This is a genomic window from Kribbella qitaiheensis (genome assembly GCF_014217565.1).
Taxonomy (GTDB): Bacteria; Actinomycetota; Actinomycetes; order Propionibacteriales; family Kribbellaceae; genus Kribbella; species Kribbella qitaiheensis_A.
The window spans coordinates 5,662,645-5,689,004 of sequence record NZ_CP043661.1 but is presented as its reverse complement, the minus strand read 5'-3'; the positions used below and the strand labels follow the sequence as shown (position 1 = coordinate 5,689,004).

21 protein-coding genes and 1 pseudogene are annotated in these 26,360 nt (G+C 67.8%); 9 read left to right on the top strand and 13 right to left on the bottom strand.

The genetic code is table 11. The features are described 5' to 3' along the window. Positions 1-408 precede the first annotated feature (408 nt). Positions 409-1,062 (bottom strand): nucleotidyl transferase AbiEii/AbiGii toxin family protein, encoded by a 654-nt coding sequence (locus tag F1D05_RS27105; RefSeq protein WP_185443295.1) that lies wholly within the window; start codon positions 1,060-1,062, stop codon positions 409-411. A 106-nt stretch (positions 1,063-1,168) separates the two neighbouring features. Beyond that, positions 1,169-1,645 carry a hypothetical protein gene (locus F1D05_RS27100; RefSeq protein WP_185449863.1) on the bottom strand — a complete coding sequence of 159 codons (477 nt, stop codon included), beginning with the start codon at positions 1,643-1,645 and terminating at the stop codon, positions 1,169-1,171. Between the two features lie 201 nt (positions 1,646-1,846). Here F1D05_RS27100 and F1D05_RS40960 point away from each other — a divergent pair, with 201 nt between their 5' ends. Beyond that, entirely contained in the window at positions 1,847-2,152 is a 306-nt protein-coding gene (locus tag F1D05_RS40960; RefSeq protein ID WP_246486001.1) for a hypothetical protein, read from the top strand. Positions 2,153-2,186: 34 nt separating this feature from the next. Next, positions 2,187-2,369: a hypothetical protein gene (locus tag F1D05_RS40955; protein ID WP_246486000.1), complete on the top strand. Its 183-nt coding sequence runs from the start codon at positions 2,187-2,189 to the stop codon at positions 2,367-2,369. A gap of 219 nt (positions 2,370-2,588) precedes the next feature. Here the strand turns inward: F1D05_RS40955 and F1D05_RS43170 are convergent. The 5 genes and pseudogenes from F1D05_RS43170 to F1D05_RS27070 all read right to left on the bottom strand — a co-directional run. Next, positions 2,589-2,771: pseudogene (locus tag F1D05_RS43170) on the bottom strand (CbiX/SirB N-terminal domain-containing protein); the annotation flags it as partial. Positions 2,772-2,848: 77 nt separating this feature from the next. Further along, positions 2,849-3,973, bottom strand: coding sequence for a uroporphyrinogen-III synthase (locus tag F1D05_RS27085; RefSeq protein WP_185443293.1), 1,125 nt, complete (start codon positions 3,971-3,973; stop codon positions 2,849-2,851). Next, positions 3,966-4,304 carry a nitrite reductase small subunit NirD gene (gene nirD / locus F1D05_RS27080; RefSeq protein WP_185443292.1) on the bottom strand — a complete coding sequence of 113 codons (339 nt, stop codon included), beginning with the start codon at positions 4,302-4,304 and terminating at the stop codon, positions 3,966-3,968. The genes F1D05_RS27085 and nirD overlap by 8 nt, the downstream gene beginning before the upstream one ends. Further along, complete coding sequence (nirB, locus tag F1D05_RS27075) at positions 4,301-6,868, bottom strand: nitrite reductase large subunit NirB (RefSeq protein WP_185443291.1); 2,568 nt, start codon at positions 6,866-6,868, stop codon at positions 4,301-4,303. Before nirB ends, nirD begins: the two co-directional genes overlap by 4 nt. Positions 6,869-6,870: 2 nt before the next feature. Then, entirely contained in the window at positions 6,871-8,253 is a 1,383-nt protein-coding gene (locus tag F1D05_RS27070) for an MFS transporter (RefSeq protein ID WP_185443290.1), read from the bottom strand. 215 nt (positions 8,254-8,468) lie between these two features. On the opposite strand from F1D05_RS27070, the gene F1D05_RS27065 reads away from it, so the two are divergent. Further along, positions 8,469-10,649, top strand: coding sequence for an MMPL family transporter (locus tag F1D05_RS27065; RefSeq protein ID WP_185443289.1), 2,181 nt, complete (start codon positions 8,469-8,471; stop codon positions 10,647-10,649). Here the strand turns inward: F1D05_RS27065 and F1D05_RS39450 are convergent. Then, complete coding sequence (locus F1D05_RS39450) at positions 10,636-13,608, bottom strand: helix-turn-helix transcriptional regulator (protein WP_185443288.1); 2,973 nt, start codon at positions 13,606-13,608, stop codon at positions 10,636-10,638. The two genes, F1D05_RS27065 and F1D05_RS39450, sit on opposite strands and share 14 nt — an antisense overlap. 335 nt (positions 13,609-13,943) lie before the next feature. On the opposite strand from F1D05_RS39450, the gene F1D05_RS27055 reads away from it, so the two are divergent. Next, positions 13,944-15,383 carry an Nramp family divalent metal transporter gene (locus F1D05_RS27055; RefSeq protein WP_185443287.1) on the top strand — a complete coding sequence of 480 codons (1,440 nt, stop codon included), beginning with the start codon at positions 13,944-13,946 and terminating at the stop codon, positions 15,381-15,383. Then, positions 15,380-15,868, top strand: coding sequence for a DUF427 domain-containing protein (locus F1D05_RS27050; protein WP_185443286.1), 489 nt, complete (start codon positions 15,380-15,382; stop codon positions 15,866-15,868). The genes F1D05_RS27055 and F1D05_RS27050 overlap by 4 nt, the downstream gene beginning before the upstream one ends. On the opposite strand, the gene F1D05_RS27045 is transcribed toward F1D05_RS27050, so the two are convergent. Together F1D05_RS27045 and F1D05_RS27040 are read right to left on the bottom strand one after the other, a co-directional pair. Beyond that, positions 15,859-16,782 (bottom strand): SMP-30/gluconolactonase/LRE family protein, encoded by a 924-nt coding sequence (locus F1D05_RS27045; RefSeq protein WP_185443285.1) that lies wholly within the window; start codon positions 16,780-16,782, stop codon positions 15,859-15,861. The genes F1D05_RS27050 and F1D05_RS27045 overlap by 10 nt on opposite strands. Before the next feature lie 31 nt (positions 16,783-16,813). Next, positions 16,814-17,746: an SMP-30/gluconolactonase/LRE family protein gene (locus tag F1D05_RS27040; protein WP_185443284.1), complete on the bottom strand. Its 933-nt coding sequence runs from the start codon at positions 17,744-17,746 to the stop codon at positions 16,814-16,816. Between the two features lie 66 nt (positions 17,747-17,812). On the opposite strand from F1D05_RS27040, the gene F1D05_RS27035 reads away from it, so the two are divergent. From F1D05_RS27035 to F1D05_RS27025, 3 genes are all read left to right on the top strand, one after another. Continuing rightward, positions 17,813-18,262, top strand: a complete 450-nt coding sequence (locus F1D05_RS27035; RefSeq protein ID WP_185443283.1) for an Lrp/AsnC family transcriptional regulator — start codon at positions 17,813-17,815, stop codon at positions 18,260-18,262. A 66-nt stretch (positions 18,263-18,328) separates the two neighbouring features. Beyond that, positions 18,329-20,095 carry an acetyl/propionyl/methylcrotonyl-CoA carboxylase subunit alpha gene (locus F1D05_RS27030; RefSeq protein WP_185443282.1) on the top strand — a complete coding sequence of 589 codons (1,767 nt, stop codon included), beginning with the start codon at positions 18,329-18,331 and terminating at the stop codon, positions 20,093-20,095. A gap of 90 nt (positions 20,096-20,185) precedes the next feature. Further along, positions 20,186-21,082: a peptidylprolyl isomerase gene (locus F1D05_RS27025; protein WP_185443281.1), complete on the top strand. Its 897-nt coding sequence runs from the start codon at positions 20,186-20,188 to the stop codon at positions 21,080-21,082. Between the two features lie 60 nt (positions 21,083-21,142). Here F1D05_RS27025 and F1D05_RS27020 read toward each other — a convergent pair whose 3' ends face one another. The 3 genes from F1D05_RS27020 to F1D05_RS27010 form a co-directional block, all read right to left on the bottom strand. Then, positions 21,143-22,264, bottom strand: a complete 1,122-nt coding sequence (locus F1D05_RS27020) for a glycoside hydrolase family 76 protein (RefSeq protein ID WP_246485999.1) — start codon at positions 22,262-22,264, stop codon at positions 21,143-21,145. Between the two features lie 140 nt (positions 22,265-22,404). After that, positions 22,405-23,628: a SpoIID/LytB domain-containing protein gene (locus F1D05_RS27015; protein WP_185443279.1), complete on the bottom strand. Its 1,224-nt coding sequence runs from the start codon at positions 23,626-23,628 to the stop codon at positions 22,405-22,407. Further along, positions 23,625-25,229 carry an N-acetylmuramoyl-L-alanine amidase gene (locus F1D05_RS27010; protein WP_185443278.1) on the bottom strand — a complete coding sequence of 535 codons (1,605 nt, stop codon included), beginning with the start codon at positions 25,227-25,229 and terminating at the stop codon, positions 23,625-23,627. The genes F1D05_RS27015 and F1D05_RS27010 overlap by 4 nt, the downstream gene beginning before the upstream one ends. Before the next feature lie 175 nt (positions 25,230-25,404). On the opposite strand from F1D05_RS27010, the gene F1D05_RS27005 reads away from it, so the two are divergent. Continuing rightward, the gene (locus F1D05_RS27005; protein WP_185443277.1) at positions 25,405-26,289 is read left to right on the top strand and encodes a hypothetical protein; all 885 of its coding nucleotides are present in this window, start codon (positions 25,405-25,407) and stop codon (positions 26,287-26,289) included. Positions 26,290-26,360: the final 71 nt, after the last annotated feature.

Sequence of the window (26,360 nt, the reverse complement as noted above, 5' to 3'; positions counted from 1 at the left end):
CGCTTCGCACCTCCTACGTCGGCCGCTCGACCCACCAACCCCCAGGACGCCGCTCCTACGTCACGGCTGAACCAAGGGCGGAGCGGGTCGCGTTCTTCGCGCGCGTCGTCTCGGCGGAGCAGGTCACGGCCGCCGAGCGCTTCGCCTCGACGGAGCGCCTCGGCGGAGCGCCTCGCGGTCACCGACGCGCCGCATCGGCGAAGCGCGCGCCTAGTTGGGCGAGTGCTTCGGCCTGGAGAGATCAAGCAGATTTGGCCCGGAGCCCTACGCCGCTGGGCATCAGTGGCGACGATCAGGAACTCCGATCAGTGTCCCCACGCGGCTGACATTGGATCCCATGTCGTCACCGGTTGGTGTGCGAGTAGCGGATCAAGGCAGCAACCGACCAGGGCTAGGGCTTCGTGGATGTCATGCATCCCGAGGATCGAGCGGTGACTGTCGTGCGGTGTTGCGGTAGCCGGCCTCCCAGGTAGGTCCTGGTGAGGTCATGCGGCCGGGCAACTTGAGCCCAGTCCGGCGAGCTGCCTCTTCATGGAGCGCGAGCATGGTTTCAGCACCATCCAGGGCGGTGGTGGTGATGATCGGGACGAGATCAACCAGGTCGTGGTAGCGCGAAGAGACCTCGTTCGTCGTGCGGTAGGTGCCGTACATGGCGCAGACCTTGTCGGCGATCTGGTCCGGCAGCGGGTAGAGCGAGACCTCCGGCGGCTCAGGGTCACCGGGAAGAGTGATGATCGGGTCGAGTTGGACCAGGTCGGCGCAGGCGATCGGCCTCAGCTTCATCGACAGGTCGATGGGGAAGGTGCCGAACAGGCGAGATCCGACGAAGCCGTCCACCTTGATATTGGCTCCAGGCTGATGCTCGGTCTGGCCGGCAATCGGTTTGGGGTCGCCGATCTCGAATCGGATGTGATCCCCGTCTTCGCCGTTGGCCACCAGGCGGCGCAGCTCGTCGACCGCCTCATCGACGTCGTCGGTGGCATCGCCGCGGTACAGCAGATCGATGTCCATGCTGAATCGTGCAGCCGGCAGGCGGATCAGCAGGTTGGTGCCACCTTTCACCAGCCACGGTCGCCCGGTTCGGCGAAGAGGCGGAACAGGAAGCGATCGAACAGGAACTCCCGCCGGACCTCGCCGATGGCGCGCCCGGACTTCTGAGCAACGTTTTTCAGCTGATCGCTGACTCCGGCCCGAAACGACTGCGCGGTGGGGTAGGGCTGTTCCACTGGGGGGCCTCGGCTGTCGGTTGAGCCGTCTCGGCACCGTCGGTGGTGACGAGACTGTCGGCGTCAATTTGGTCTTCTCCACTAGACAAACCGTCACTCGTCACGGACGTCGGCGCGGCGAGGAGCTTCCGGGCGATGGCCTCCCAGGCCGCCCCAATCGTCGGCTGCAATTCGCGAGCGACGGACTGCGTGAACCCGTCAGTGACCGGCGCCAGTTGCGCGATCATCATCTCGGCCATGGCCGGCGCCATCCTTTGCGCAAGTTGCTCGATCAGATCAGCGCGGACCTTGGCGCTCCCGTACATCATTTGTCCGGCACCATCCGTACTGACGAGGTCAACGGCCTGGCGAGTTGCCTTCGGGATACCAGCCTCTTCAAGGAACCTCGCAACCAGACCCGTCCCGTCGCCGAGCTTCACGCCGTACCGGTGCGCGTACGGCCGAAGTACCTCCGCGACCACGTCCGCATCGATGCCCTTCGCTGTGATCGCGTCCCGAACCACCCCGGCAAGATGGCCGCCGTCGGTGTTCACGGACGCCAGGTCGGCGACCGTCTTTGTGATGGTGGTCGTCGGCAGACCATTGACCGGCCGCCAGTCACGGTCGGCAAGGTGCCCGCGATGGAATCTGATGTCGGTTCGGCGCGAGGTGCGACGCCGATCGACCGTGAACTCATGCCGATCCGCCTCGAGATCTCCGAGCCCGGCGACACGGGCCGCCGAGCGGAACGAGACGACAGCATCGGGATGACGGAGCCGATCGTTCGCGGTCAGCTTCGGCGCGAGGCCGAGCCAGGCGCCGCGGAGCTCGTCGAGCTCCTCGCCGGGGGCACCGGTCAGGCGGGAGACCCCACAGGGTTACAAGAACTATCCCACCGCGACCAGTTTCCGCGCGGCGTCGTACCGGGCGAGCGCGAGGGCGGCTAGGCGGGGGTCGGGGCCTAGGGGGGGCGCTGACGGGGTGGGGGGCGGCGAGGCGGTGGATGTGGTCGGCGAAGGCGCCGGGGGCGAGGAGGTAGGTGGCGACGGCTACGCGGCCCGGGGTGCGGGCGAGGACCGGGGCGAGGCGTTCGCCTGCGCCGGAGACGTAGCCGACCTCGACCGGGCGGTCGATGCGTTCGGAGAGGAGGGCGGCGGTGGCTGAGCAGTCGAGGAGGGCGCGGCGACTGGACGAGCCCGCAGCCGCCAGCACCACTCGGTCGACAGCGCCGAAGCCACCAGTTCGACTACCGGCACCGACTCCGGCGACATCCGCTCCGGCCCCGCCACTGGGGCGGTCGCCCAAGCATTCCTTTAGGCGGTCGGCGAGGATTTCGGCCAGGACGGGGTCTGGGCCGAGAGCGGCGGCGGTGGTTACCTGGCCGGGTAGGCGGGAGGCTTGGCCGAGGATGTCCACCGCGACGTGGTAGCCACTGCTCAACAGCAACGGCACGATGACGGCCTGGTTGCTGTCGGCAATCACTCGGTCGACCAAAGAAGGCAGAGCCGGTACGTCGACGTCGACGAAGCCGAGGGAGATCGGGACCTCCGGGCACAGCCGGCCCATTTCGCGGACGAGCGCGTGCACGGCGCGGATACCCCGAGGATCCGCCGTCCCATGCGCCGCCGCCACCAGATCAAAGGTCATGTCGTCATCCCCACTGGTTCGACGGCGAGGCGGTAGCCGCGGCGTACGACAGTCCGCACCAGCTCCGGCCGGCCAACCGCGGTACGAAGTCTGTTGACGGTCACCTCAACGGCATGAACATCTTCCGCACCAGGCAGCACCGCCAGCAGGTCCGGCCGCGACACCACATCGCCACCGGCCGCCACCAAAGCAGCCAGTACTGCGCGGGGACCGGGTCCGAGCGGCAGCACTTCGCCATCAAGAACCGCAGCGCCACCCCGGATCACCAACTGCCCGAAGGCCGTCTCGATCGATCGCGCGTTGTCATCCGTCAACCGATCCGTGACGATCCGGATCAGTGCCCCAAGCCGGTAGCGATCCGGCACCAACGGCTCCAGCCCCAACGCCTGGAACGGCTGAGCAGTCACCGGCCCCACACACGCATTGAGAACCCGCCCGGTCCGAAGCGTCGCCACCAACGCGTCGTACTGGCCGGCAAGAACAGCCGCATCGAGCAACGCCTGCGCACCAGGTGCGGACGTATGCACCACCGCATCGACAGTCCCCGCGCAGATCTGCCCGATCACCCGCTCCACCGCGGCCGGATCCGGTGCCGGCCCCCAGCGATAAACCTGCAACCCACGCACGGAAGCACCCGCTGACCGCAACGCATCCATCAACGCCGGATCAGACAGCCCGTGCAACTGAACAACGATCTTCCGCCCGACGACCCCTTGGTCCCGCAACCACTCCACAACCTCCGTGGTCGTCTCCGATCGCGCCGACCAATGCTCCACCAGCCCGGCCGCGCGGATCGCGCCGCGCGCCTTGGGTCCGCGCGCCAGCAACCGCGACTGCTCCAGCGTGCTCAGCAGATCCGCCGCCAGCCCAGCAGTGTCCGCCGCCTCCACCCAGCCACGGAAACCGACCGCGGTCGTGACGACCACGTCGTCGGGCGGATTCGCGATCACCCGCCGCGTCGCCTCGATCAGCGCGTGGTCGTCCGGCGCCGGCACGATCTGCAGGGTCGGCGCGTGCAGCACCTTCGCGCCCCGCCGTTCGAACGAGGCGATCAGGTCGTCGGCCCGGCGATGAGCGGTGACTGCCAGCGTGCAGCCGCTCAACGGCCCCGGCCTATTCATCACCGGCACTCACCAGGACCTGTCCGTCGACGACCTGTACGCCGTACGCCGGGATCGTCACGTCAGGATCGTCCAGACACTGCCCTGTCCGCAGGTCGTACACCTCCTTGAACATCGGCGACGCCACGGTCGGTACGTCGCCACGGCTGCCCACGATCCCGCGCGACATCACGTTCGCGCCGCTGACCGGATCGTGGTTGTCCAGCGCGTAGACCGTGCCGTCGTGGGTCCGGAACAGCGCGATCTGCCGCTGCCCGATCAGGGCCGCGACGCCTCGCTCGGGCAGCAGCACGTCGTACGAGCAGACCGCCACAGCGGTGATGGTGTTCATCTGCGTACCTCCAGTCGGGGCCCGGACAGCAGGACCGGCTCCATCTGTCCGCGTTCCGCCGGGGTGGCCGGCCGCGGCTGGTTGCGTTCGACCACGTAGCGCAGGTCGGCGTCGGGTTGATCCGGGGCGTTGACGAACGAGACGAACCGGGCCAGCTTCTCCGGGTCCTGCAAGGTGGCCTGCCACTCGTCGACGTACGAGTCGATGTGGCCGGCCATCGCCGCATCGAGATCGGCCGCGATGCCGAGGCTGTCGTTCAGTACGACGTCGCGCACGTGATCGAGGCCGCCTTCGATCTCGTTGACCCAGACGGCGGTCCGCTGCAGGCGGTCGCCCGTACGGATGTAGTACATCAGGAACCGATCGATTGCCTGCAGCAACTGTTCGTCGGACAGATCGGAGGCGAGCAACTGCGCGTGCCGGGGCGTCATCCCGCCGTTGCCGCCGACGTACAGGTTCCAGCCGTTCTCGGTCGCGATGATGCCGACGTCCTTGCCGCGCGCCTCGGCACACTCGCGGGCACAGCCGGAGACGCCGAGCTTGAGCTTGTGCGGCGACCGAAGCCCGCGGTACCGCAGTTCCAGCGCGATCGCCATCCCGACGGAATCCTGTACGCCGTACCGGCACCAGGTGGAGCCGACGCAGGACTTCACCGTCCGCAGCGATTTGCCGTAGGCGTGCCCCGACTCGAATCCGGCGTCCACCAATCGCTTCCAGATCGCCGGCAACTGCTCGATCCGGGCGCCGAACAGGTCGACCCGCTGACCGCCGGTGATCTTGGTGTAGAGCCCGAAATCGCGAGCCACCTCACCGATCGTGATCAAACCCTCCGGCGTCACCTCGCCGCCGGGGATCCGCGGTACGACGGAGTAAGTGCCGTCCTTCTGGATGTTGGCCATCACGTGGTCGTTCGTGTCCTGCAGCGTGGCGCGCTCGCCGTCGAGCACGTGCCCGGCCGGGTCCAGACTGGCCAGGATCGACGCCACCACAGGCTTGCAGATGTCACACCCGCGACCGTTGCCGTGCCGCTCGACGATCTCGCTGAAGGTCCGCAGTTCCGTCACCCGTACTACGTCGAACAACTCCGCGCGGGACAGCGCGAAGTGCTCGCACAGCGCCTTGCTGACCTCGACACCGGCCGCGGCCAGTTCGGTGTTCAGCAGCCGCTTCACGATCGGCAGACAAGACCCACAGCTCGTTCCCGCTTTGGTCTTGCCACACAGCGATTTGAGCTCGCCGCAACCCTCCTCGCGGACCGCGCACCGAATCGTTCCGGCCGAGACGTTGTTGCAGGAGCAGACCGGCGCGTCGTCTGGCAGGTCCAACTGGACCGGCTGCGACCCCTCCGGTAGCAGGTACGACGCCGGGTCGGCCCCCAGTTGCCGACCGACCATCGGACGCAGACCGGAGTACGCCGAGGCGTCGCCGACCAGGATCCCGCCGAGCAGCGTGCGCGCGTCGTCGGACAGCACCAGCTTCTTGTAGACGCCCGCGACCGGGTCGGCGTACACGATGTCGAGGGCGCCCTCGGTGACGCCGAACGCGTCTCCGAAGCTGGCCACGTCGACGCCGAGAAGCTTCAGCTTGGTGGAGGAATCGGCACCGGGGAAGGTCGCCTCGCCCTCGAGCAAGCGGTCGGCGACGATCTCGGCCATCGCGTAGCCAGGAGCGACCAGGCCCCAGACCCTGCCCTCGATGCAGGCCACCTCGCCGATCGCCCAGACGCCCGGTACCGACGTACGGCAACTGTCGTCGACCACGACGCCACCGCGTTCGCCGATCTCCAGACCGCTCGCGCGGCCGAGCTCGTCCCGCGGCCGTACGCCGGTGGCGAAGACCACCACGTCCGCGGGGAGATCAGGACCGTCGGCAACGGCCATCGCGCGGGCAGCACCCTGCGAGGTCGTCTTCACCCGGGTCACCTGAGACGACGTGAGTACCTCGATGTCGAGGGTGCGGATCAGCCGGGCAAGCGCGCTGCCACCGCCTTCGTCGACCTGCAATGCCATCAACCTGGGCGCGAATTCGACGACCTTCGTCGTCGCACCCAGCGCCCGCAGCGCACCTGCCGCCTCGAGGCCGAGCAGACCACCACCGACCACGACGCCGCTGACTTCCTTGCCCTCGGCCCGCAACCGTTCGACGTACACCCGCAGAGCCGCGACATCGTCGACTGTCCGGTAGACGAAGCAGCCGTTCGCCTCGCTGTTCTTCACCGGCGGGACGAACGCGTACGAGCCGGTGGCCAACACCAGTTCGTCGTACGCGATCACTTCGTCCCGCGTCGTCCGGACCGTCTTGGCCTCGACATCCATGGCGGCCACGGTGACGCCCTTGCGCAAGGTGACAGCCGGGTCGTTCCAGAGTTCCGGATCGCCGAGGGAGAGGTCCTGCGGATCACGGCCGGAGAAGTAGCTGGTCAGTGCGACCCGGTCGTAGGGCATCCGCGGCTCTTCGGCCAGGACGGTGATCCGCCAGGCCGCCGCCGTATCGCGGGAGCGCAGGGCCTCCACCAGCCGGTGGGCGACCATGCCGCCACCGACGATCACCAAGTGCCTGGTCATGTTCACACACGCTCCTTACTGAGCGGGCCACCGCGACGCAGGTAGCAGAAGTAGGTGACTGCCAGACACACGACGTAGAAGCCGCAGAAGCTGTACAGGGCCGGGACCAGCGAGCCGAAGTGCCCGGTGGACATCGCGAAGCCGCGCGGTACCAGGAAGCCGCCGTACGCACCGATGGCCGAAGCGATCCCGATACAGGCGGCCGCCTCCCGCCGGGCCCGGATCGGCTCCGGCTTGCCGTCCAGGTCAAGAGTGGTCTGGCGGAAGACCGCCGGGATCATCCGGTACGTCGAACCGTTGCCGGCGCCGCTGGCCACGAACAGCACCAGGAAGCTGAGCAGGAACCCGGTGAAGCTGCCCGCGTTCAGCGCGGTGATCGCGGCCAGGATGCCGAGACCCATCACCAGGAAGGCCGCCACCGTCACCTTGGCGCCGCCGATCCGGTCGGCCAGTTTGCCGCCGAACGGCCGCGAGACCGAGCCGACCAGTGCGCCGAGGAAGGCGATGTGGGCCACCGTGATGTGCGGGAAGGTCGTCTTGATCAGCAGCGGGAAGGCAGCCGAGAAGCCGATGAACGAGCCGAACGTGCCGATGTAGAGGAAGGAGATCACCCAGGTGTGCGGCCGCTTCGCCGCCGCGATCGAGGCCCGGAACGACGAGGTCGCCGCGGACAGGTTGTCCATCAGGCGCCAGGCCAGTACGACGGCCAGCAGGATCAGCGGCAGCCACATCAGGCCGGCCCGGCCGAGCGTGAGCCCGGCTCCCGCGACGATCACGATCGGCACCAGCAGCTGGACCACGGCCACGCCGAGGTTGCCGCCGGCCGCGTTGATCCCGAGCGCGAAGCCCTTGTCCCGCTCGGGGAAGAAGAAGGAGATGTTCGTCATACTGCTGGCGAAGTTGCCGCCGCCGACGCCCGCGGTGGCCGCGACCAGGGCCATCAGCCAGAACGGGGTATCCGGGCGGCTGACGAAGAACGCCAGGCCGGTGGTCGGGATCAGCAGCAGCAGCGCGGACACCATCGTCCAGTTGCGACCACCGAACTTGGGTACGGCGAACGTGTACGGCAGCCGGAGGGTGGCGCCGACCAGGCTCGGCAGCGCGACCAGCCAGAACATCTGGTCGGTGCTGTAGGCGAAGCCCGCCGCCGGCAGCGACACCACGACGATGCTCCACAGCTGCCAGACCGAGAAGCCGAGGAACTCGGCGAAGATCGACGGCCACAGGTTGCGCCGGGCCACCCGGCGACCCTTCTCGGCCCAGAAACCGGCGTCCTCGGGGTCCCAGACGTCGATCCAGCGGCCCCGCCGGGGCGCCTCGACCGTACCTATCGCACCGGTCCGCTCGCGCGGAGTTACGACCTCAGTCCCTGCCTCGAGCGTCATTCCTGTCTCCGATCATCCGACCTCACTGATTAGGCCAGGACGCTATGACCGGGGTGTTTCCGAGCGGTCATCTCGTTGTTACGCCGTCGAAACGGCTCCCGCACACCGGTCGCGGGCGACTGAGAGAAGTCGCCGCACCGGGGTCGCCCAGCCGGTGCCGGGCGCTGTCGACGCAACTGGGTACTGTGCCGTCAACCGAGGGATAGGGGACGCGGGTGCGGAACAACCGGCGCTGGGCATGGCGGGCGGGAATCGCGGCGGTACTGATCGGCTGGCTGGTGCTGGGCGCGATCGGCGGGCCGACGGTCGGCCGGCTGAGCGAGGTCCAGGAGAACGACAACGCGAACTTCCTGCCCAAACAGGCCGAGTCGACCCTGGTCAACAACGAGTCGGCCAAGTTCGTCGATTCCAAGGCGCTGCCGTACTTCGTCCTGATCGAGCGCGACAGCGGGATCACCGCCGACGACGTCACCAAGGCGAACGCCTTCCTCGCCAAGGTGCCGTCGATCGACCTCGGTGCCGGCAAGACGATCGGCCAGTACCTCACCGCGCCGGCGAAGACGATCATCCCGTCGGCCGACAAGAAGGCATTGCTGATCACCCTCGAGCTGAACGGCGACAACCTCGACGACGTGGTCAAGAACGGCGAGACCGCCCTGTTCGCGGTCGCCGACCAGATGCGCGGCGAGATCAAGCAGACGCTCACCCCGACCGGCCTGAAGGTCTACGTGACCGGACCGGGTGGCGTGTTCGCCGACTTCGTCACCGCCTTCGGTGGGATCGACGGGATCCTGCTCGGCGTCGCTCTCGCCGTCGTCTTCGTGATCCTGCTGATCGTCTACCGCAGCCCGGTCCTGCCCATCGCAGTACTGCTGACCGCCGTCTTCGGGCTCGCGCTGGCGGCCTTGGTGGTCTATCCGCTGGCCAAGAACGACGTGATCGGGCTGAACGGCCAGAGTCAGGGCATCCTCTTCATCCTCGTCGTCGGCGCCGCCACGGACTATTCGTTGCTGCTCGTCTCGCGATACAAGGAAGAGCTGCACGACTACGAGAGCAAATACCAGGCGATGCGCGTCGCCTGGCGGGCAGCGGTCGAGCCGATCGCCGCAAGCGCGGCGACCGTCATCCTCGGTCTGCTCTGCCTGCTGCTGTCCCAACTCGGGAGCACGAAGGGTCTCGGCCCGGTCGGCGCCATCGGTATCGCCGGCGCGCTGATCTCCTCGATGACCTTCCTGCCCGCGATCCTGCTCGCCTTCGGCCGCCGGATCTTCTGGCCGGCCACTCCCCGCCTCGACCACGTGCACGCCAAGGACCAGGTCGGCGGCCGCAAGCTGTGGGGACGCGTCTCCGGCCTGGTCGGCCGCAGCCCGCGCAAGGTCTGGGCGATCAGCGCGCTGGCCCTGATCGCCTGCGGCCTCTTCCTGCCCACCTTCAAGGCCTCGGGCATCTCGCAGGAGGACCTCTTCCTGAACAAGGTCGAGTCCGTCACCGGCCAGGAGGAGCTCGCCAAGCACTTCGACGCGGGTGCCGGTACGCCGGTGCAGATCCTCACGCCGGTCGCGCTGGCCGATCAGGTGGTCCAGACCGCCACCAAGGTCGACGGCGTGGCGGCCGCCTCGGCGTCGATCAGACCGGGCACCCCGCCGAAGGTGGTCGACGGCAAGGTGCTGGTGCAGGCGACGCTCAAGGTCGCGGCCGACTCCCCCGACGCGACCAAGGTGGTCAAACACCTGCGGACCGAGCTGGACACGGTCAGCCCGGACATCCTGGTCGGCGGTAACACCGCGATCAACCTCGACGTGATGGATGCGAGCAACCGCGACCTCAAGGTGATCATCCCGACCATCCTCGCGGTCATCTTCGTGGTCCTGATGCTGCTGCTCCGGTCGGTCGTCGCGGCGATCCTGCTGGTGATCTGCAACGTGCTCTCGTTCGGCGCGACGGTCGGGATCAGCGCGCTGGTCTTCAACCACGTCTTCGACTTCCCCGGCGCGGACGCGTCGATCCCGCTCTACGCGTTCGTCTTCCTGGTTGCCCTGGGCATCGACTATTCGATCTTCCTGATGACCAGGGTCCGCGAGGAGTCGATCGAGCAGGGCACCCGGCCGGGCATCCTGACCGGGCTGGCGGTCACCGGCGGCGTGATCACCTCCGCCGGTGTCGTCCTCGCAGCCACCTTCTCCGCGCTGGGCGTAGTACCGATCCTGTTCCTGGCCCAGATCGCGTTCATGGTCGGCTTCGGCGTACTGCTCGACACCACGGTCGTCCGCTCCCTGCTCGTCCCCGCCCTCTCCCACGACGTCGGCCGCCACATCTGGTGGCCGAGCAAGCTCGCCAAGGCCGAACAGCCCGACCAGAAGGGCCAACGGTGGCAGGCCGCGGCTAGCGGGCGATAGTTGCCGCGAGGGCGGCCAGTTCGGTGCGGTTGGCTACGTTGAGTTTGGTGTAGACGTGGGCCAGGTGGGTTTTGACCGTGCCTCGGCTCATGTAGAGGCGGGTGCCGATCTCGGGGTTGCTGAGGCCCTCGACGGCCAGGGCGACCACCTGGCGTTCGGTGGGAGTGAGGCTTGGCCAGCCGGTAGATGGGCGGCCGCGGGTGCCGCGCGTACGGCGTACGTAGGCAACCGCTTCGTCGAGGCTCAGCTCGGCCAGCCGGGTGGTGTCGAGGGGGCGGTTGGTGTGCTTGGCCAGTTTCGTCAACGCTGCAAGGCTGTCCGGCCAGTAGAGGCGGAGGCCGTGGTCGACGCGGATGGTCAAGGACTCGTGGAAGAGGTCCGCGGCTTTGTCCGGGTCCTGGTCCATCGCTAGATAGCCCTGCTGCTCCAGCGCGTCGGCGAGGATCTTCGGCAGCTTGTAGCGACGGGCGAGGACGACGGCGCGGTCGAGTATCGCGGCGGCCTCGTCGACCTGTCCCGCCTCCCGAAGTGCCGTGCCCAGCAACGGCATGGTCATCGCCGGCCAGTACGAATCGGCGGCCGGACCTTCGGTCGGGGTGGCCTGTCGCAACCAGTCGATCGCGCGGTCGAGGTCCCCTGACCGGCGGTAGAGGTCGCCCATCACCTGACCGAGACCAGGAACCGGCGAGCCCGCGACGAGTTCGAGGAACGGGCGCATCGACTCCAGTGCGGCCTCCACCTCGCCGGACTTCGCGAGCAACTGCGCGAGCTGGCCACGGGCCACGCCGACCCGATGGAAGTCGCCGAGCGGCTCAGCGATCGCCAGCGCCCGCTCCGCGGTCTTCACCGCCTCGGCCAGCTCACCGGTCGAGGCGAGGCTCGAGGCGAGTAAGGAGACGACGGTGGTCGCGATCCCGCGTTCGCCGCGGGAGATCAGGCCGCCGGCAACAAGTCCGAGCAAGGGACGCGCCTCCTCATGCCGGTCTCGCAGCACCAGAAACACGCACTGCAAGGCGAGATTGGCATCGCGGGCACCGACGTCCTCGATCGACTCGGCCAGCAGCCGGCCTTCGGCACACAGCTCCCACGCGGCATCGAAGTCGGTGGAGAACTTGCCAACAGCAACCAAAGCGAGGCAGTGGGCTCGCAGCCGGTCGTCGCCGAGTTCGGTGGCGAGCTCGAGGCCGCGCTCGGCTGCGTCGAAGTCGAACGGGCTGGCGGTGTCGGCGACCGTCGCATACCCGTACAACAATCTTGCCTGCAGCAATGATCGATCATCGGGCGCCAATGCGATCGCGCTGCGCAGGTAGCCGATTCCTTCCTGTCCAGTAGCGCCCAGGTTCCACAGCCACGGCAGGGCAGCAGCCAGCCGTCTTCCGGAGACTTCCGCTGCTGATAGGCCGTGGTCCAGAGCTGCGCGGAAATTGTCGCGATCCGGCTCGATCACCGCGCGCCACGCATCTCGGTTCTGGTCGAGCAGTGGTACGGCGTTCTCCGCGACGCTCAGGAAGTAGGCCAGGTGAAGCTCCCGCACCTGTTCCGTCTCACCGGCCTCGGCCAGCCGCGTACCGGCGTACTCACGGATCGTCTCCAGCAGCCGGTACCGCGCCTCCTCCGCGACGACGAGGGACTTGTCCACTAATCGCCCGAGCGTTTCCAGTACGGCGGGGTCCTCGCAGACCGCCCTGGTCGCGTCGAGCGTGAACCCGCCCGAGAACACCGCCAGCCGCCGGAAGACCGCCCGCTCACCGGCCTCGAGCAGGTCGTAGCTCCAATCGATCGAAGCCGCCAGCGTCTGCTGCCGGGCCGCGACACCTCGCGTGTTCCGCACCAGTAGCGCGAACCGATCGTCCAGCCCAGCCTCGATCTGCCCCGGCGTCAAGGTGCGCAGCCAGGAGGCGGCCAACTCGATCGCCAGCGGGATCCCGTCCAGGCGGCGGCAGATCGACCGAATCGCTTCCGCGTCCCCCTCAGCCGGGACGAACCCGGCGCGCTCCACGAACAGCTCCGGCCCTTCGCTGACCGTCAGCGGCGGCACCCGGCGTACCGACTCACCCGGGATGTCCAACGGCTCCCGGCTGGTCGTCAGCACGGTGATCTCCGGACAGGTGCTCTGCAGCGCGACCACCAACTCGGCGACCGGATCGAGCAGATGCTCGCAATTGTCCAAGCAGAGCAGGAGCTTCCGATCCCGCAACTGTCGGGTCAACAGGCGAGCGTCACCGGCCGGTACGCCGACGGTCGACGCCACCAACTCAGGCACCTGCCCGCCGTCGGTGACCGAGGCCAGGTCGATCCACCACACGCCGTCCGGCCATCGCTCCGCCGACTCGGCCGCGACCTGAGCCGCCAGCCGGGTCTTCCCGCTGCCACCCGGACCGCTCAAGGTCATCAGCCGGCTCGCGGCGAGCTGGGTCTTGATCGCGCCCAACTCGGCCCGGCGCCCGATGAACGAGGTGAACATCACCGGCAGGTTGTTGGCGACTGCCACCAACGACCGTGGCACCGCCGACTCCCCAGCAGCACCACTTTGAAGGGCGAACAAGCGTTCGCCGGCTCCAAGGTCGCGGAGCCTGTGGATGCCGAGGTCCACCAGCTCGGCCGCGGGCGGTGCCCCCTCGGCGGTGAGGGCTGTCAGCAAGGTTTGGCCCGGGTTGGTGACGTCGTTCAGGCGTTCGGCGTGACGGACGACTGCTGTCTGCGAGACACCGCTGTGGAGCGCGATCCGAAGCAGCTGTCCCGCGGGAATCCCGGCCGCCTGCTCACGCAGTACTCGCGCTGCGGCGATCGCATCGGCTGGGTCGTCGAAGAGCACGACCGGCCACGCGGCATTCCGTAGTACCAGCCGGTGGCCTGCGAGACCGTCGGCCAGCTCGTCCAAACGCACGTACGCCGGCGCTGTGACCGCGCCAGCATCGGGGGCATACGACACCACCAGCACCGTCACGGTCCCGCCCATAGCCCCATCCACACCCCGGAGTCTGCCAGCCGGAGGTCCACCCGCGAGGCTGGGCAGGGGCCGCGAGCGGCTCCCGTCGGCGCGGTGCGACACCATCGCGGCGTACTCGCGAAGAGCCCCGACCAGCCCGAGCCCGTTCAGCGCCGGCGGGCGGAGTCCGTAGACCAGCCGCCGCTCCCGCCTCCCCCAACCCCAGCCACCGCGGCGCTCGTGTCGGGTCGCTACCCCTCTCGCCTTCCTTCCCTTTCCAGCCACCGCGGGGCCTGTGTCGGGTCGCCTGTACGGGTTGGGTTGGTTAGGGTCCGGGGGTGGGGGGTCGAGGGAATGAGGAGCCCATGGCGGAGACCAAACCCAGAGACCGTGGTGAGCAGTTCAATCTGCTGACCAAGAATCTTCCCGCGCCACAGGTGCGGGATTTGCCTGAGCCGCCCAGTCAGACGTGGCGGATCGTCGGGCCCGGGATGGTGGGGGCCGGTGTTGGGTTGGCCTCCGGAGAGTTCATTCTGTGGCCGTATATCTCCTCGCAGGTCGGCCTCGTGTTTCTCTGGGGCGCCGTCGTCGGCATCGTCATCCAGTGGTTCCTGAACATGGAGATCGAGCGGTACACGCTGGCAACTGGTGAGACAGCGTTGACCGGCTTCAACCGGTACGGCAAGCACTGGGGTTTGTTCTTCGCGCTCATGACGTACTTCGCGAACCTCTGGCCGGGCTGGGCCACCAGCTCCGCCTCGATGCTCACCTACCTCTTCGGCGCCGGCGATCCACGCTGGATCGCGATCGGCATCCTGCTGGTGATCGGTGCGATCCTGACCCTCGCGCCAGTCGTTTACGTGATGCTCGAGCGCCTCATCTTCGTCAAGATCGCGGCCGTCGCGCTGCTCGTGGTACTGGCGTTGATCTTCGCCATCCGCGGCAAGACGTACGGCGCGCTCGGCCACGCCGTCACCCACCCGGAGTTCCCGGTCAACCAGCTCGGCTTCGCGCTGATGATGGGTGCGATCGCGTACGCCGGGGCCGGCGGCGGGCAGAACCTCTGCCAGAGCAACTGGATCCGCGACAAGGGCTTCGGCATGGGCGTCCACGTCCCCCGCCTGACCTCACCAGTCACCGGAGAGGAAGAAGCCGAGCCGACCGCGAACGGCTACACCTTCCCACCCGACCAGCCGAACCTTGCCCGCTGGCGGCGCTGGTGGAAGTTCGCGAACGTCGAGCAGGCATCGACCTTCGTCGGCATCACCGTGATCACGATCATCTTCACCTCGATGCTTGCCCACGCGACCCTGTTCGGGAATCCCGCGGTGGAGAACAAGATCAGCTTCCTCAAGATCGAGGGCGTCACGCTGCAGTCCCTGGTCGGCGGCTGGTTCGGCTACCTGTTCTGGGCGATCGGCGCGTTCTCGCTGTTCGCGGCGGCGGCCGGGATCGTCGACTACACATCCCGACTGGCTGCCGACATGATCAAGGCCCGCTACCTGCGTACCTCGAAGGTGACCGAGTCGAAGCTCTACTTCTGGCTGGTCTGGGGATTGGTTGCCTTCGGCATCATCGTCCTGCTGGCCGGCCTGACCCAGCCACTGGTCCTGCTGGTCATCTCGGCCTGTACCGCGGGCACGATGATGTTCGTGTACTCCGGCCTGCTCTGGTGGATGAACTCCCGCGCCCTCCCCCGGGCCATCCGGATCACCCGCCTCCGCACCGCCGTCATGGTCTTCTCGTTCCTGGCCTTCGGCTTCCTCGCCGTCTTCACCGTCATCGACCAGGTCAAGAAGCTGTGAAGCGCACCCCAGCCGGCCCTGGCCAGGAATCGGTCTGGGACTACCCACGACCACCCGCGATCGTCGCCGGCACCGAACACATCGTCGTCGTCCTCGGCGGCCGGCTCGTCGCCGAGACGCGAGCCTCCTGGCGGATCCTGGAGACCAGCCATCCCCCGACGTACTACCTCCCGCGCGCAGCCTTCACCGCCGGCAGCCTCCGCCCCGCCGACGGCACGTCGTACTGCGAATGGAAGGGCCTCGCGTCCTACCTGGACGTTGTCGGCGGCAACCAGCTCGCGGCCCGCCAGGCCTGGTACTACCCCGAGCCCAGCACGCAGTACGCCGCTCTGATCGATCATGTGGCCTTCTACCCAGCCGCGATGGACACCTGCACCGTCGACGGCGAACAGGTCGAACCGCAGCCTGGCAACTTCTATGGCGGCTGGATCACCTCCCGGGTAGTCGGCCCCTTCAAGGGCGAACCCGGCACCGACTACTGGTGATCGTAGGGCTGGGTGCCGCCATTCACTGTCGTGTAGAGCGAATAAAGAGACGTAGTTGCAGTGAGGAAGAGACGGTTGCGTTTGGCGCCGCCGAAGCAGAGATTCGAGACGGTCTCCGGGACCAGCAGTTTGCCGAGCAGCGTCCCGTCCGGGTGATAGATGTGGACGCCGTCCGCCGCGGCGCCCCAGACGCGACCTTCGGAGTCGAGGCGGATGCCGTCGAAGGCGCCGTTGCCGCACTCGGCGAAGAGCTCGCCGCCGGACAGCGTGTCACCGTTCACCGTGAAGACACGGATGGTCGCCTCTTCGGTGTCAGTGATGTAGAGCAGAGAGCCGTCGTTGGAGAACGCCAGGCCGTTGGGGCGATTGAAGTCGTCCGCGACCACGGTCAGTTGGCCGTCGGGCGAGATCCGGTAGACGTGGCAGCCGCCCGTCTCGATCTCGCCCTTGAAACCTTCGTAATCGCTGTCGATCCCGTACGCCGGGTCGGTGAACCAGACCGAGCCGTCGGCCGCTGCGACCACGTCGTTCGGGCTGTTCAGCCGCTGGGAGTCCAGGTTTTCGGCCAGTACCCGGATCGACCCGTCGTGGTGGGTCCGGGTCACCCGGCGGTTGCCGTGCTCGCAGCTCACCAGCCGGCCTTCAGCGTCCAGCGTGTGCCCGTTCGTGTTGCCGGCCGGATGCCGGTACTCCGAGACCTGATACGACGTCTCGTCCCAGCGCAGGATCCGGTCGCTCGGGATGTCGCTGAACAGCACATACCGCCCGGCCGGCGAGTACACCGGTCCTTCGAGCCAGCGCCCACCGGTCCACAACCGCTCGAGGTGGGAATCACCGCGGATCCCGGCGAAGCGATCGTCCAGCCTCTGCCAGACCGCGGGGACGGTTCCGGCCAACGGCTCGAGCAAGGTCATCCGGCACTCCAGGGGCACTAGACCGACGTTGTCACCCGTGATCGTACGGCGGTGGCGCTCCGTCCGTCGTGAGCAGCCACGAGTAGACCGACGTCGTTGCCGTGATGAACAACCGGTTCCGCTTCGGACCGCCGAAGCACAGGTTCGAGACCACGTCCGGGATGAGCAGTTTGCCGATCAAGGTGCCGTCCGGGTCGAAGCAGTGCACGCCCTCGTGCGTCGCGGCCCAGATCCGGCCGGCCGCGTCTAGCCGGATCCCGTCGAACACCCCCGCCTCGCAGGGCGCGAACACCTCTCCGCCGGCCAGTCGCCCGTCGTCCTTCACGTCGAAGCGGCGGATGTGCCGCTGCGGGGTGTCGACGACGTACAGCTGGGATTCGTCCAAGGAGAAGGCCAGGCCGTTCGGCCGGACGAAGTCGTCGGCGACCACGGTCAGGTCGCCATCGGGTGAGATCCGGTAGACGTGACAGCCGTCGAGCTCCTGCTCCGCGGCGTGACCCTCGTAGTTGGAGGTGATTCCGTACGGCGGGTCGGTGAACCAGATCGAGCCGTCCCGCTTCACCACCACGTCGTTCGGGCTGTTCAGCCGACGCCCGTCCAGATGGGACACGAGCACCGTGATCGAACCGTCGAACTCGGTCCGGGTGACCCGGCGATTGCCCTGCTCGCAGCTGATCAGCCGGCCCTGCCCGTCCAGGGTGTGCCCGTTGGCGTACCCGGCGGGCTGCCGGAAGACGGTGACCTGGCCGGACACCTCGTCCCAGCGGAGCATCCGGTCGTTGGGGATGTCGCTGAACAGCAGGCACCGCCACGCGGGCGAGTAGACGGGGCCTTCCAACCAGCGGCCACCGTCGTACAGGCGTTCCAGGTAGTCGTCGCCGCGGGCAACCAGAGCGAACCGCTCGTCGAGCGTGATCAGGTCGGCCTTGAGCCGGACCGGGGGTTCAGCAACTGTGACAGTCATGCGTTTCTCCGAATCTCATCTTGCTATAGTTCTATTTCACAGAACAGTATTCAGCAAGAGGTGCATATGACCGTAGATGAAGTGGACCGTCGACTACTCGCCGAACTGCAGCAGGACGCGACCCAGTCGTACGCCGTACTCGGCCAGGCGGTCGGTCTGTCCGCCGGCGCGGCCCACGAGCGGGTCCGCAAGCTGAAGGCCGCCGGAGTGATCCGCCGGACCACGATCGAGGTGGATCCGGCCGCGCTCGGCAGCGGCGTACTGGCCTATGTGCTGCTCGACACCGACACCTGGATGGGCGACGAGGCGACCCGGCAGGCACTCGGGGAGATCCCCGCGGTCGAGGAGGCGCACATCATCGCCGGACCGGCGTCCGTGCTGGTGAAAGTGCGCACCACCAGCACCGAGGCGCTGCAGTCGACCTTGCGATCACTCCACCAGGTGGACGGCGTGACCAGCACTCAGACAGTCGTCGTGCTGGCGTCCTGCTTCGAGCGGGCCCCGTCGGTGATGTGACCAACAACCTGTCACTTCTGAAGCTTGCTTCACCCTAGACTCGGGCTCGCCGAAGGGAGATCAGCTGTGTCTGACAGCAAGCGCATCACCAAGGTACTGGTCGCGAACCGGGGCGAGATCGCCGTCCGGGTCGTCCGTGCCGCCGCCGACGCCGGGCTTGGCAGCGTCGCCGTGTACGCCGAACCCGACCGGGACGCATTGTTCGTCCGGCTCGCCGACGAGGCGTACTCGTTGGACGGCGCGACGCCGGCTGACTCCTATCTGAACATCGCCAAGATCCTCGACGTCGCGGCCCGCTCCGGCGCGGACGCGGTGCACCCCGGCTACGGCTTCCTGGCCGAGAACGCCGACTTCGCCCAGGCTGTCATCGACGCCGGGCTGATCTGGATCGGCCCGCCGCCCAGCGCCATCGACTCCCTCGGCGACAAGGTGAAGGCCCGGCACATCGCCGAGAAGGTCGGCGCGCCGCAGGTCCCCGGTACGCCGAACCCGGTCGCGGACGCGGACGAGGTGGTCGCGTTCGCCACGGAGTACGGGCTGCCGATCGCGATCAAGGCCGCGTACGGCGGCGGCGGCCGCGGTATGAAGGTCGCCCGGACGCTGGAAGAGGTGCCGGAGCTGTTCGAGTCGGCGACCCGCGAGGCAGTCAGCGCCTTCGGTCGCGGCGAGTGCTTCGTCGAGCGGTACCTGGACAAGCCGCGGCACGTCGAGACCCAGTGCCTGGCCGATGCCCACGGCAACGTCGTGGTGATCTCCACCCGCGACTGCTCACTGCAGCGCCGCTACCAGAAGCTCGTCGAGGAGGCACCGGCGCCGTTCATCACGCCGGAGCAGCTCGAGACGCTCTACACGTCCTCCAAGGCGATCCTGCGCGAGGCCGGGTACGTCGGCGCCGGCACGTGTGAGTTCCTGATCGGCCAGGACGGCCTGATCTCGTTCCTCGAGGTGAACACCCGCTTGCAGGTCGAGCACCCGGTCAGCGAAGAGGTGACCGGGATCGACCTGGTCCGGGAGATGTTCCGGATCGCCGACGGCGAGGAGCTCGGGTACGACGATCCCGTCGTGAGCGGACACTCGATCGAGTTCCGGATCAATGCCGAGGACCCGGGCCGTGGCTTCCTGCCCGCGCCGGGCACCTTGACCAAGTGGCACGCACCGTCCGGACCGGGCATCCGGCTGGACGGCGGTTACGACCAGGGCGAGACCGTGCCTGGCTCGTTCGACTCGCTGGTGGCGAAGCTGATCGTCTCCGGCCGCGACCGGACGCAGGCGCTGGAGCGGTCCCGCCGCGCGCTGAAGGAGTTCGTCGTCGAGGGAATGCCGAGCGCGGTGCCGTTCCACGCGGCCGTCGTCAGCGACCCGGCCTTCGTCGGCGCCGACGGCTTCAAGGTGCACACCCGCTGGATCGAGACCGAGTTCGACAACCAGATCCCGCCGTACGACGGGATCGCCGAAGGCGCCGAGCCGGACGAGCGCGAGAAGGTCACGGTCGAGGTCGGCGGCAAGCGCCTCGAGGTGGTGCTCCCGGCGGGTCTGGGCGCCTCGGCGGCGGCAGCCGGTACGGCGAAGAAGAAGCCGGCCAAGCGCGCCGGCGGCAGCGGCAAGGCGGCCGCTTCGGGTGACTCGCTCACCTCGCCGATGCAGGGCACCATCGTGAAAATCGCCGTCGAGGAAGGCGCGACGGTTGCCGAGGGCGACCTGATCGTGGTCCTGGAAGCGATGAAGATGGAGCAGCCGCTGAACGCCCACAAGGCCGGCACCGTGACGGGGCTGTCCGCCGAGGTCGGCGCCACCGTCGCCGCGGGCGCCGCCATCTGCGAGATCAAGGACTGACAACTTTCTCGGCCACCACACAGCGAGTTCTCAGGGAAACACTGTAGGTTCGCCACGCAATTGCCGCGCTTGGGTGAGGGAGAACTCTGCATGTCCAAGAAGACCCATCAGCATCAGCTCGCGCAACGCAAGGCCGTGCGTCAGGCCGAACGAGACGCTGAACGCCGTCGCCAGCGACGGACGCTGAGTGTGACCATCACGGCCATCGTCGCGGTGGTCGTCGTGATTGTCGGTCTCTTCGTGGTGCTGGGGAACAACGGCAAGGACACCCCGGCCGCCGGCGACACCCCGTCGCCGTCGGCCCCCACCGCGCTGCCGTCGACCGCCGGCCCGGACAACAAGCCGAAGTCGATCCCGACCGCGATCGCGGCCGCCCCGAAGCGGACCACGCCGCTGGCATCCGAGGTGGACTGCACCTACAAGAAGTCGGCCGAGCCCGCCAGCAAGCAGGTGAACGCACCGGCCAACGGCAAGGTGAAGGCGAGCGGTACGTCGAAGGTCACCCTCGGCACCTCGATCGGTGACCTGAACCTGACCCTGGACAGTGCCCTGGCACCTTGCACGGTGAAGAGCTTCCTCAGCCTGGTCGGCCAGAAGTACTTCGACAACACCAACTGCCACCGGCTCACCGTCGGCGCCGGCCTGCAGGTGCTGCAGTGCGGCGACCCGACCGCCGATCCCGCCAAGCAGGGCAGCGGCGGCCCGGGGTACAGCTTCAACGACGAGGTCTATCCGCAACTGAAGTACGGCCGCGGCATCCTGGCGATGGCGAACGCCGGCCCGAACACGAACGGCAGCCAGTTCTTCATCGTGTACGGCGACGCGTCGGCGCTGACCCCGGCGTACACGGCCTTCGGCACCATCGACGCGGCCGGGCTGACGGCCATCGACAAGGTCGCCAACGCCGGTGTCATCCCGGCGGGTGGCCCGACCGACGGCCGGCCCGCCACCCCGGTCGAGATCAAGACGGCCACCGCGGCGACCTGATCCACAGACAGTGAAGCGGCCCGCCCCTGCGATGGGGGCGGGCCGCTTCTGCGTTACAGGTCAGGCCAGTTCGTCGTACCGGGAACGCGGCCAGGCCAGCAGGGCGTCGATCTGGACCATGCCCGCCTGCTCGAGCAGGACGACCGGTCCGTCGGCGAAGTGGAAGAGGCCCGTCGCCGGATCGCGGACCTCTTTCCAGGCCCGGTCGGTGTAAGCCTGCATGGTCGCCTTGTAGCTCGAGTCATGCGAGACCGAGTCGAGGATCAGCAGGTTCTTGAAGTAGATCGCGTTGAACCGGGTCGGCTGCTTCCAGAGCCGGTCCTCGGCGCCGTAGAAGGCCAGCGACGCCTTCGCCAGGGACTTGGCGTCGTTGAGGTACTTGCGGTCGTTAGTCGCCTTGTAGAGCAGGGTTCCGGCGCCGAGCATGACGCCCTGGTTGTAGCTCCACTGGGTCTTCTCGACGTTTCCGGCGAGGTCGATGTGGTCGTTGTACAGGCCGTTCTCGGCCAGCATGCACTGCTGCGCCCAGCCGTACATCTTCTTCGCCCAGGTCAGGTACGACTTGTCCCGGGTGAGCAGGTAGAGATGCGCGCCGAGCTCGGCGCCGGGGCCGTTGGAGATGGTGTTGCGGTCCTGGCTCCAGGGTGCCTGGGTCCAGTAGACGCCACCCGCGCACGGGTGCGCCGGGTCGGTGTCCCAGCCGTGGACGACGAGCGCGAAGATCTCCTTCGCGCGGGCGAGCGACGAGCGGTCACCAGTCCGCTGGTAGTGCTGGATCAGGTTCAGCCCGATCCACTCGTTGTCGTCGTAGAACTTGTCGCCACCACCGCCGAGCGGCGGGCGCACGTAGGAGTCGTAGCCCGTGGGCGTGGTGGTCGCGTTCCAGTACGGCTGGTAGCCGTCCAGCCTGCGCTGGGCCTCCGCCGACGCCTTACGGCCCGAGCCCGGGATGCCGGCCAGATTCTCGGCGGCGACCGCTGCCTGCGAGTAGGGCCAGACGTACGAGTAGGGGTTCGTCTGGGTATTGGGGTACTCCTCCAGCAGGAGATTGTCCTGGCCGGTCTCGAAGTACTTGGTCAGGGCCTGGTACGACGCCGTGGCCCGGGCGGCCGGGCTAGGCAAATGGCCCGCCTGATCGGCGGTGGCCGCACCGGCCGCGGGGGCGTGCAGCACAGCGAGCATCGAGACTGCCAGCACTCCACCGGCGACCCTGGTTGATATACCAAATTTCCTGCGCATCGACTTGCTCCTCCTGGGCGGCTGCGATTGACATCGATGTCATGTTCTAACCGGCGCGGGGATTCGGCGTCAATGGCTCAGGGTCAGCGGGTTTCCTGATCGGTTGGTATATCAAGGATGGTCGGACTCGGCGGAACGAAGCTGAACCAGGCCGACCGGAGGCTGAGTTTCGACCGCAACTGGTCGCCTGTCATCGCCTTCTTCTGCCCATTGGTGCCGACGGCCTCGACCCGCAGTACGCGGCCGCCGCCCGGCCCGACACCGGTTCGGGCTGTCACCTTGAGGCTCCGCAGTACGCCGACGCCGAAGGCCGCCTGTATCCGCGAGGTCGGCCGGGTGACCGTCCAGCTCGCGTTCGGGTTCCGGTTCCCCGGGTAGGCGTCCCAGCCGTCCACCTTCTGCACCTGGTAGGCCAGATCGCCGGGCGTGGTCGCGCCGCCGTTCGACGAGGAGAACTCCGCGATGATCGGCGAATTCTTGTAGAGCCTGATCTGGCCGGCGGTCGCCGCGATCGCGGAGTTGGTGGAGTACTGCTCCGAGCCGTAGCCGCCGTACACCTGGCAGAGGATCGTGTCGCACAGGTCGTACGCGCGATTCGTCGACCGCTTCCGGTGGTACGCCGCATAGGTGCGCGCCGCCACCGCTTGCGCCTGGAGAGCGGCTGGGCGCCAGGTGAACAAGGCCTCCCTGGGAACCACGCCTTTCAGGTAGGTCTCCAGCGAGAGCACGTTGACCGTGTCCAAATGGGTCCCGGCGACGTCCGTCGCCCGGAGGGTGCCGCGATAGCCGACCTGGCTACCGCTCGGCAGGATCAGCGCGGTGACTCCCGGCCCTTCGAACTGGGCCATCCCCTTGAGCGTCCGCCACAGTGTCCAGGTCCGCTTCTTCGCGTCGAACGAACTGACCTTGGTGCCGTGGTCGCCGTACGGGTCGATCGACCACTGGTTCCTGGTCGATGCCTTTGGCAACATGTAGAGCTTGTTGGCCTTCAGGTCGCGCACCTTGAGGTTGTTGATGGCAACCACCCGGACGCCATCGGTGGTGTCGGCCGTCAGCCGGATCCGGACGTTCCCGGTCGCCTTGCCGACCGCGGTACCGGGGTAGTAGAAGTCCAGGATCTGCTTGGCCGATTTGCCTGCTATAGCAGCACCCTGAGCGCCGTACTGCGACATGCCCCGGCCGTGACCGAAGCCGCGACCACTGATCGTGGTGGTCGCTTCGACCTGTGGCGGATCGACCTCGCGGGCGACGGCCAGACCGCTCGGCAGCGTGGCGACGACGAGGACGACAAAGATGGCGCGCTTCATGTGACGTAGACCTTCTGGGTGCGGAAGCTGAGGGTGAGCCGGCCGTGCTGGAACTTCTGCTGTACGCCGCCGGCGACCTTGAACGGCTCCGAGACGGGCAGGCCCAGGCGGGACCGATCGGAGCCGAGAGCCCCGTATTTGCGAGAGATCAGGCCGTTGACGGCGTGCATACCGGTGCGTCTCGACCAGTAGATCGCGCCGTAGTGGAAGGCCTGGACCCGACTGCCGGACGGCCTTCCGTCGCGCTGTTCCGCCGTCGGCATTCCGAGCAGGCCGTCCGGGCCGTACATCCGGAAGCGACCGCGGAAACCACCTTGGACGCTGTGCGCGCCGGTCGCCCGGGACCAGAAGAGATCCCTTGCGCCGAAGTACGTGGCACGGCCGGTCCGGGTCGGATGCTCTCCCCAGAACGGCTGACCGATCTTGCGATAGCCGCCTAGCTGCTGGGCGAAGCGGTAGATCTCGGTGGACACACTCTTGCCCATCAACGCGTCGGCTCGTTGCTTCAGCCAACCGAGTTGCGAGTAGAGGTTGTTGCCCGGGCACGCGGTCGCCTTGGTGTCGCGATGGCCGGAGACGGTGTGCAGCTTGCTGCCGCCCAGTACAACGGTGGCTTGCGGCGAGCGATAGTTCGCGTCCAGCTTCCAGGCGATGATCCGGGCCGTTGCCTCCAGCATCGCCCGGGTGGGCTTCACCTTCTCGAAGTTGCCGATCAGCGAGACGCCGAACGAGTTGCCGTTGAATGCGCCGGTGTGCGCACCGAGTACGGGCAACTGCATCCCGCCGTACCGGCCCTCGAAGGCGCGACCGAACTTGTCGACCAGGAAGTTGTACCCGAGGTCGCACCAGCCACGGCTCTTCACGTGGTACGCGTACATCGCGCGGATCATCGCCGGGACCTGCGCGCGGGTGTAGTTGTTGCGATCGGCCGTGTGGTGCACGAATGCCGCCTGCACAGTGCTTGTGTACTTCGGTCTCGCACAAGCCGCGCCGTTGTGGCTGCGCAACCGCTCGTCGGCTCCCCAGCCAGGTCGCCCGATGATCGCCGGGACCGGGTAGGGCGCGCGGGCGTCGGTGCGGTCGGCGGCGAAGGTGCTCGGCGGATTCGCGTCGGTGGCGAGGGTGCCCGGCTGGATCAGGACGACCTTCGCGCCGCTTACCGCCGTACCGTCCTGCGTGGTCAGGGAAGCGTCGACGCCGTTCGCGTCACCGACCCAGAACGGATCGGTGCCGGAGCGTTCCCGGCCCTCGAGGATCGCCGGGTCGGGGCCGTGGTCCTCCTCGACCGGAAGCTGTTCCCAGTCCGACCACACCCCGTTGCGTTGAACCCTGACCTTGACCACGAGCTCGTGCGAGTCGGGTCGGCTGGGCCAGGTGACGCCGACCATTCCGAACGGCTTCGTCGCGGTCGCGGACGTAGTACTGAGACCTTGCCGCAGCGGCAGTTCCTGGTACGACGGGTCGGTTGCTTCTTGGGCCCTGGTGGCTTCGGCCTTGGTGGCTTCGGGTGGCTTGGTTGCTTCGGCGGAGCTCTGCGGGAGATTGGGGACGAACAGCGCGAGGCCGGTCACCGCAGTCACCGCGAGTCGGGTATTTCTCATGGGGCACCCCCGTGCCTGGGCAGCGTGCTAGGGCGGCGGTAGTTGATTATGTGCATAGCGCGACTGGAATCGGTGGCATTGCGATCACTCTGCGTGGCGGGATGCCTCGCTCGGCATTTCGGCGCGATTGGGCTGCCCGGTAGGCTCGACGCACTACCCGTTGAGGAAGGCTGTCATGGAATACATCCTGCTGATCGCGGTCGTTGTGATCGCCGTGCTGGCCTATCGCTCGTACCGTCGTACGCAGCTGCAGACCAAGAAGCGTGACGAGATTTCGTCGGCCGAGCTCGAATCCGTCAAGCGCACCGCCGACGAGGACATCACCAAGTTCGGCGAAGAGCTGCAGGACCTCGACCTGGACATGGTCGGCAAGGACCTCGGCGACGGCGCCCGGCAGGACTACCAGCGCGCCCTCGACTCCTACGAGGCAGCCAAGGAAGCGGTCGGCAAGGTGACGGCGGCCGAGCAGATCAAGCACGTCATCGAGATCCTCGAGGACGGCCGGTACGCGATGGCTTGCGTCCGCGCCCGGGTGAACGACGAGCCGCTCCCGCAGCGCCGCCCGTCCTGCTTCTTCAACCCGCAGCACGGCCCGTCCGTTGCCGACGTGACGTGGTCCCCGCCGAACGGCGCGCCGCGTGAGGTTCCCGCCTGCGCCGCTGACGCCGAGCGCGTCCGCGCCGGTGCCGAGCCGGACGTCCGCAAGGTCATGGTCGGCCCGCAGCGCGTGCCGTACTGGGAGGCCGGACCGGCCTACTCCCCTTACGCACAAGGCATGTTCGGCGGCCTCGGCGGCGTGATGACCGGCATGTTCGTCGGCACCATGCTCGGCGGCATGTTCTCCGGCGGCGGCTACGGCGACTTCGCCGGCGGCGGTTTCGACGGCGGCGGCTATGACGGCGGAGATGGCGGTGGCGACGGTGGTGGCGACGGCGGTGACGGCGGTGGCTTCGACTTCAGCCAGGACTCCGGCGGCGACTCGGGCGGCGGCGACTCCGGTGGCTGGGACTTCGGCGGCGGCGACGGCGGAGGCTTCGACGGCGGCGGCTTCGACTTCTAGCCCCACACAGCAACGGAACCGCCAGGGATCTCCCTGGCGGTTTCTGCCTTTCCGGCTTGTACTCCGCCCCG

Excerpts from the sequence above, each read along its gene's own strand:
- F1D05_RS39450 (WP_185443288.1), bottom strand. The coding sequence starts at position 13,608 with ATGGGCGGGACCGTGACGGTGCTGGTGGTGTCGTATGCCCCCGATGCT.
- nirB (WP_185443291.1), bottom strand. The coding sequence starts at position 6,868 with ATGACCAGGCACTTGGTGATCGTCGGTGGCGGCATGGTCGCCCACCGG.
- F1D05_RS27005 (WP_185443277.1), top strand. The coding sequence starts at position 25,405 with ATGGAATACATCCTGCTGATCGCGGTCGTTGTGATCGCCGTGCTGGCC.
- F1D05_RS27070 (WP_185443290.1), bottom strand. The coding sequence starts at position 8,253 with ATGACGCTCGAGGCAGGGACTGAGGTCGTAACTCCGCGCGAGCGGACC.
- F1D05_RS27085 (WP_185443293.1), bottom strand. The coding sequence starts at position 3,973 with ATGAATAGGCCGGGGCCGTTGAGCGGCTGCACGCTGGCAGTCACCGCT.
- F1D05_RS27055 (WP_185443287.1), top strand. The coding sequence starts at position 13,944 with ATGGCGGAGACCAAACCCAGAGACCGTGGTGAGCAGTTCAATCTGCTG.
- F1D05_RS27025 (WP_185443281.1), top strand. The coding sequence starts at position 20,186 with ATGTCCAAGAAGACCCATCAGCATCAGCTCGCGCAACGCAAGGCCGTG.
- F1D05_RS40960 (WP_246486001.1), top strand. The coding sequence starts at position 1,847 with ATGGAATCTGATGTCGGTTCGGCGCGAGGTGCGACGCCGATCGACCGT.
- F1D05_RS27040 (WP_185443284.1), bottom strand. The coding sequence starts at position 17,746 with ATGACTGTCACAGTTGCTGAACCCCCGGTCCGGCTCAAGGCCGACCTG.
- F1D05_RS27010 (WP_185443278.1), bottom strand. The coding sequence starts at position 25,229 with ATGAGAAATACCCGACTCGCGGTGACTGCGGTGACCGGCCTCGCGCTG.
- F1D05_RS27015 (WP_185443279.1), bottom strand. The coding sequence starts at position 23,628 with ATGAAGCGCGCCATCTTTGTCGTCCTCGTCGTCGCCACGCTGCCGAGC.
- nirD (WP_185443292.1), bottom strand. The coding sequence starts at position 4,304 with ATGAACACCATCACCGCTGTGGCGGTCTGCTCGTACGACGTGCTGCTG.
- F1D05_RS27020 (WP_246485999.1), bottom strand. The coding sequence starts at position 22,264 with ATGCTCGCTGTGCTGCACGCCCCCGCGGCCGGTGCGGCCACCGCCGAT.
- F1D05_RS27035 (WP_185443283.1), top strand. The coding sequence starts at position 17,813 with ATGACCGTAGATGAAGTGGACCGTCGACTACTCGCCGAACTGCAGCAG.
- F1D05_RS27045 (WP_185443285.1), bottom strand. The coding sequence starts at position 16,782 with ATGACCTTGCTCGAGCCGTTGGCCGGAACCGTCCCCGCGGTCTGGCAG.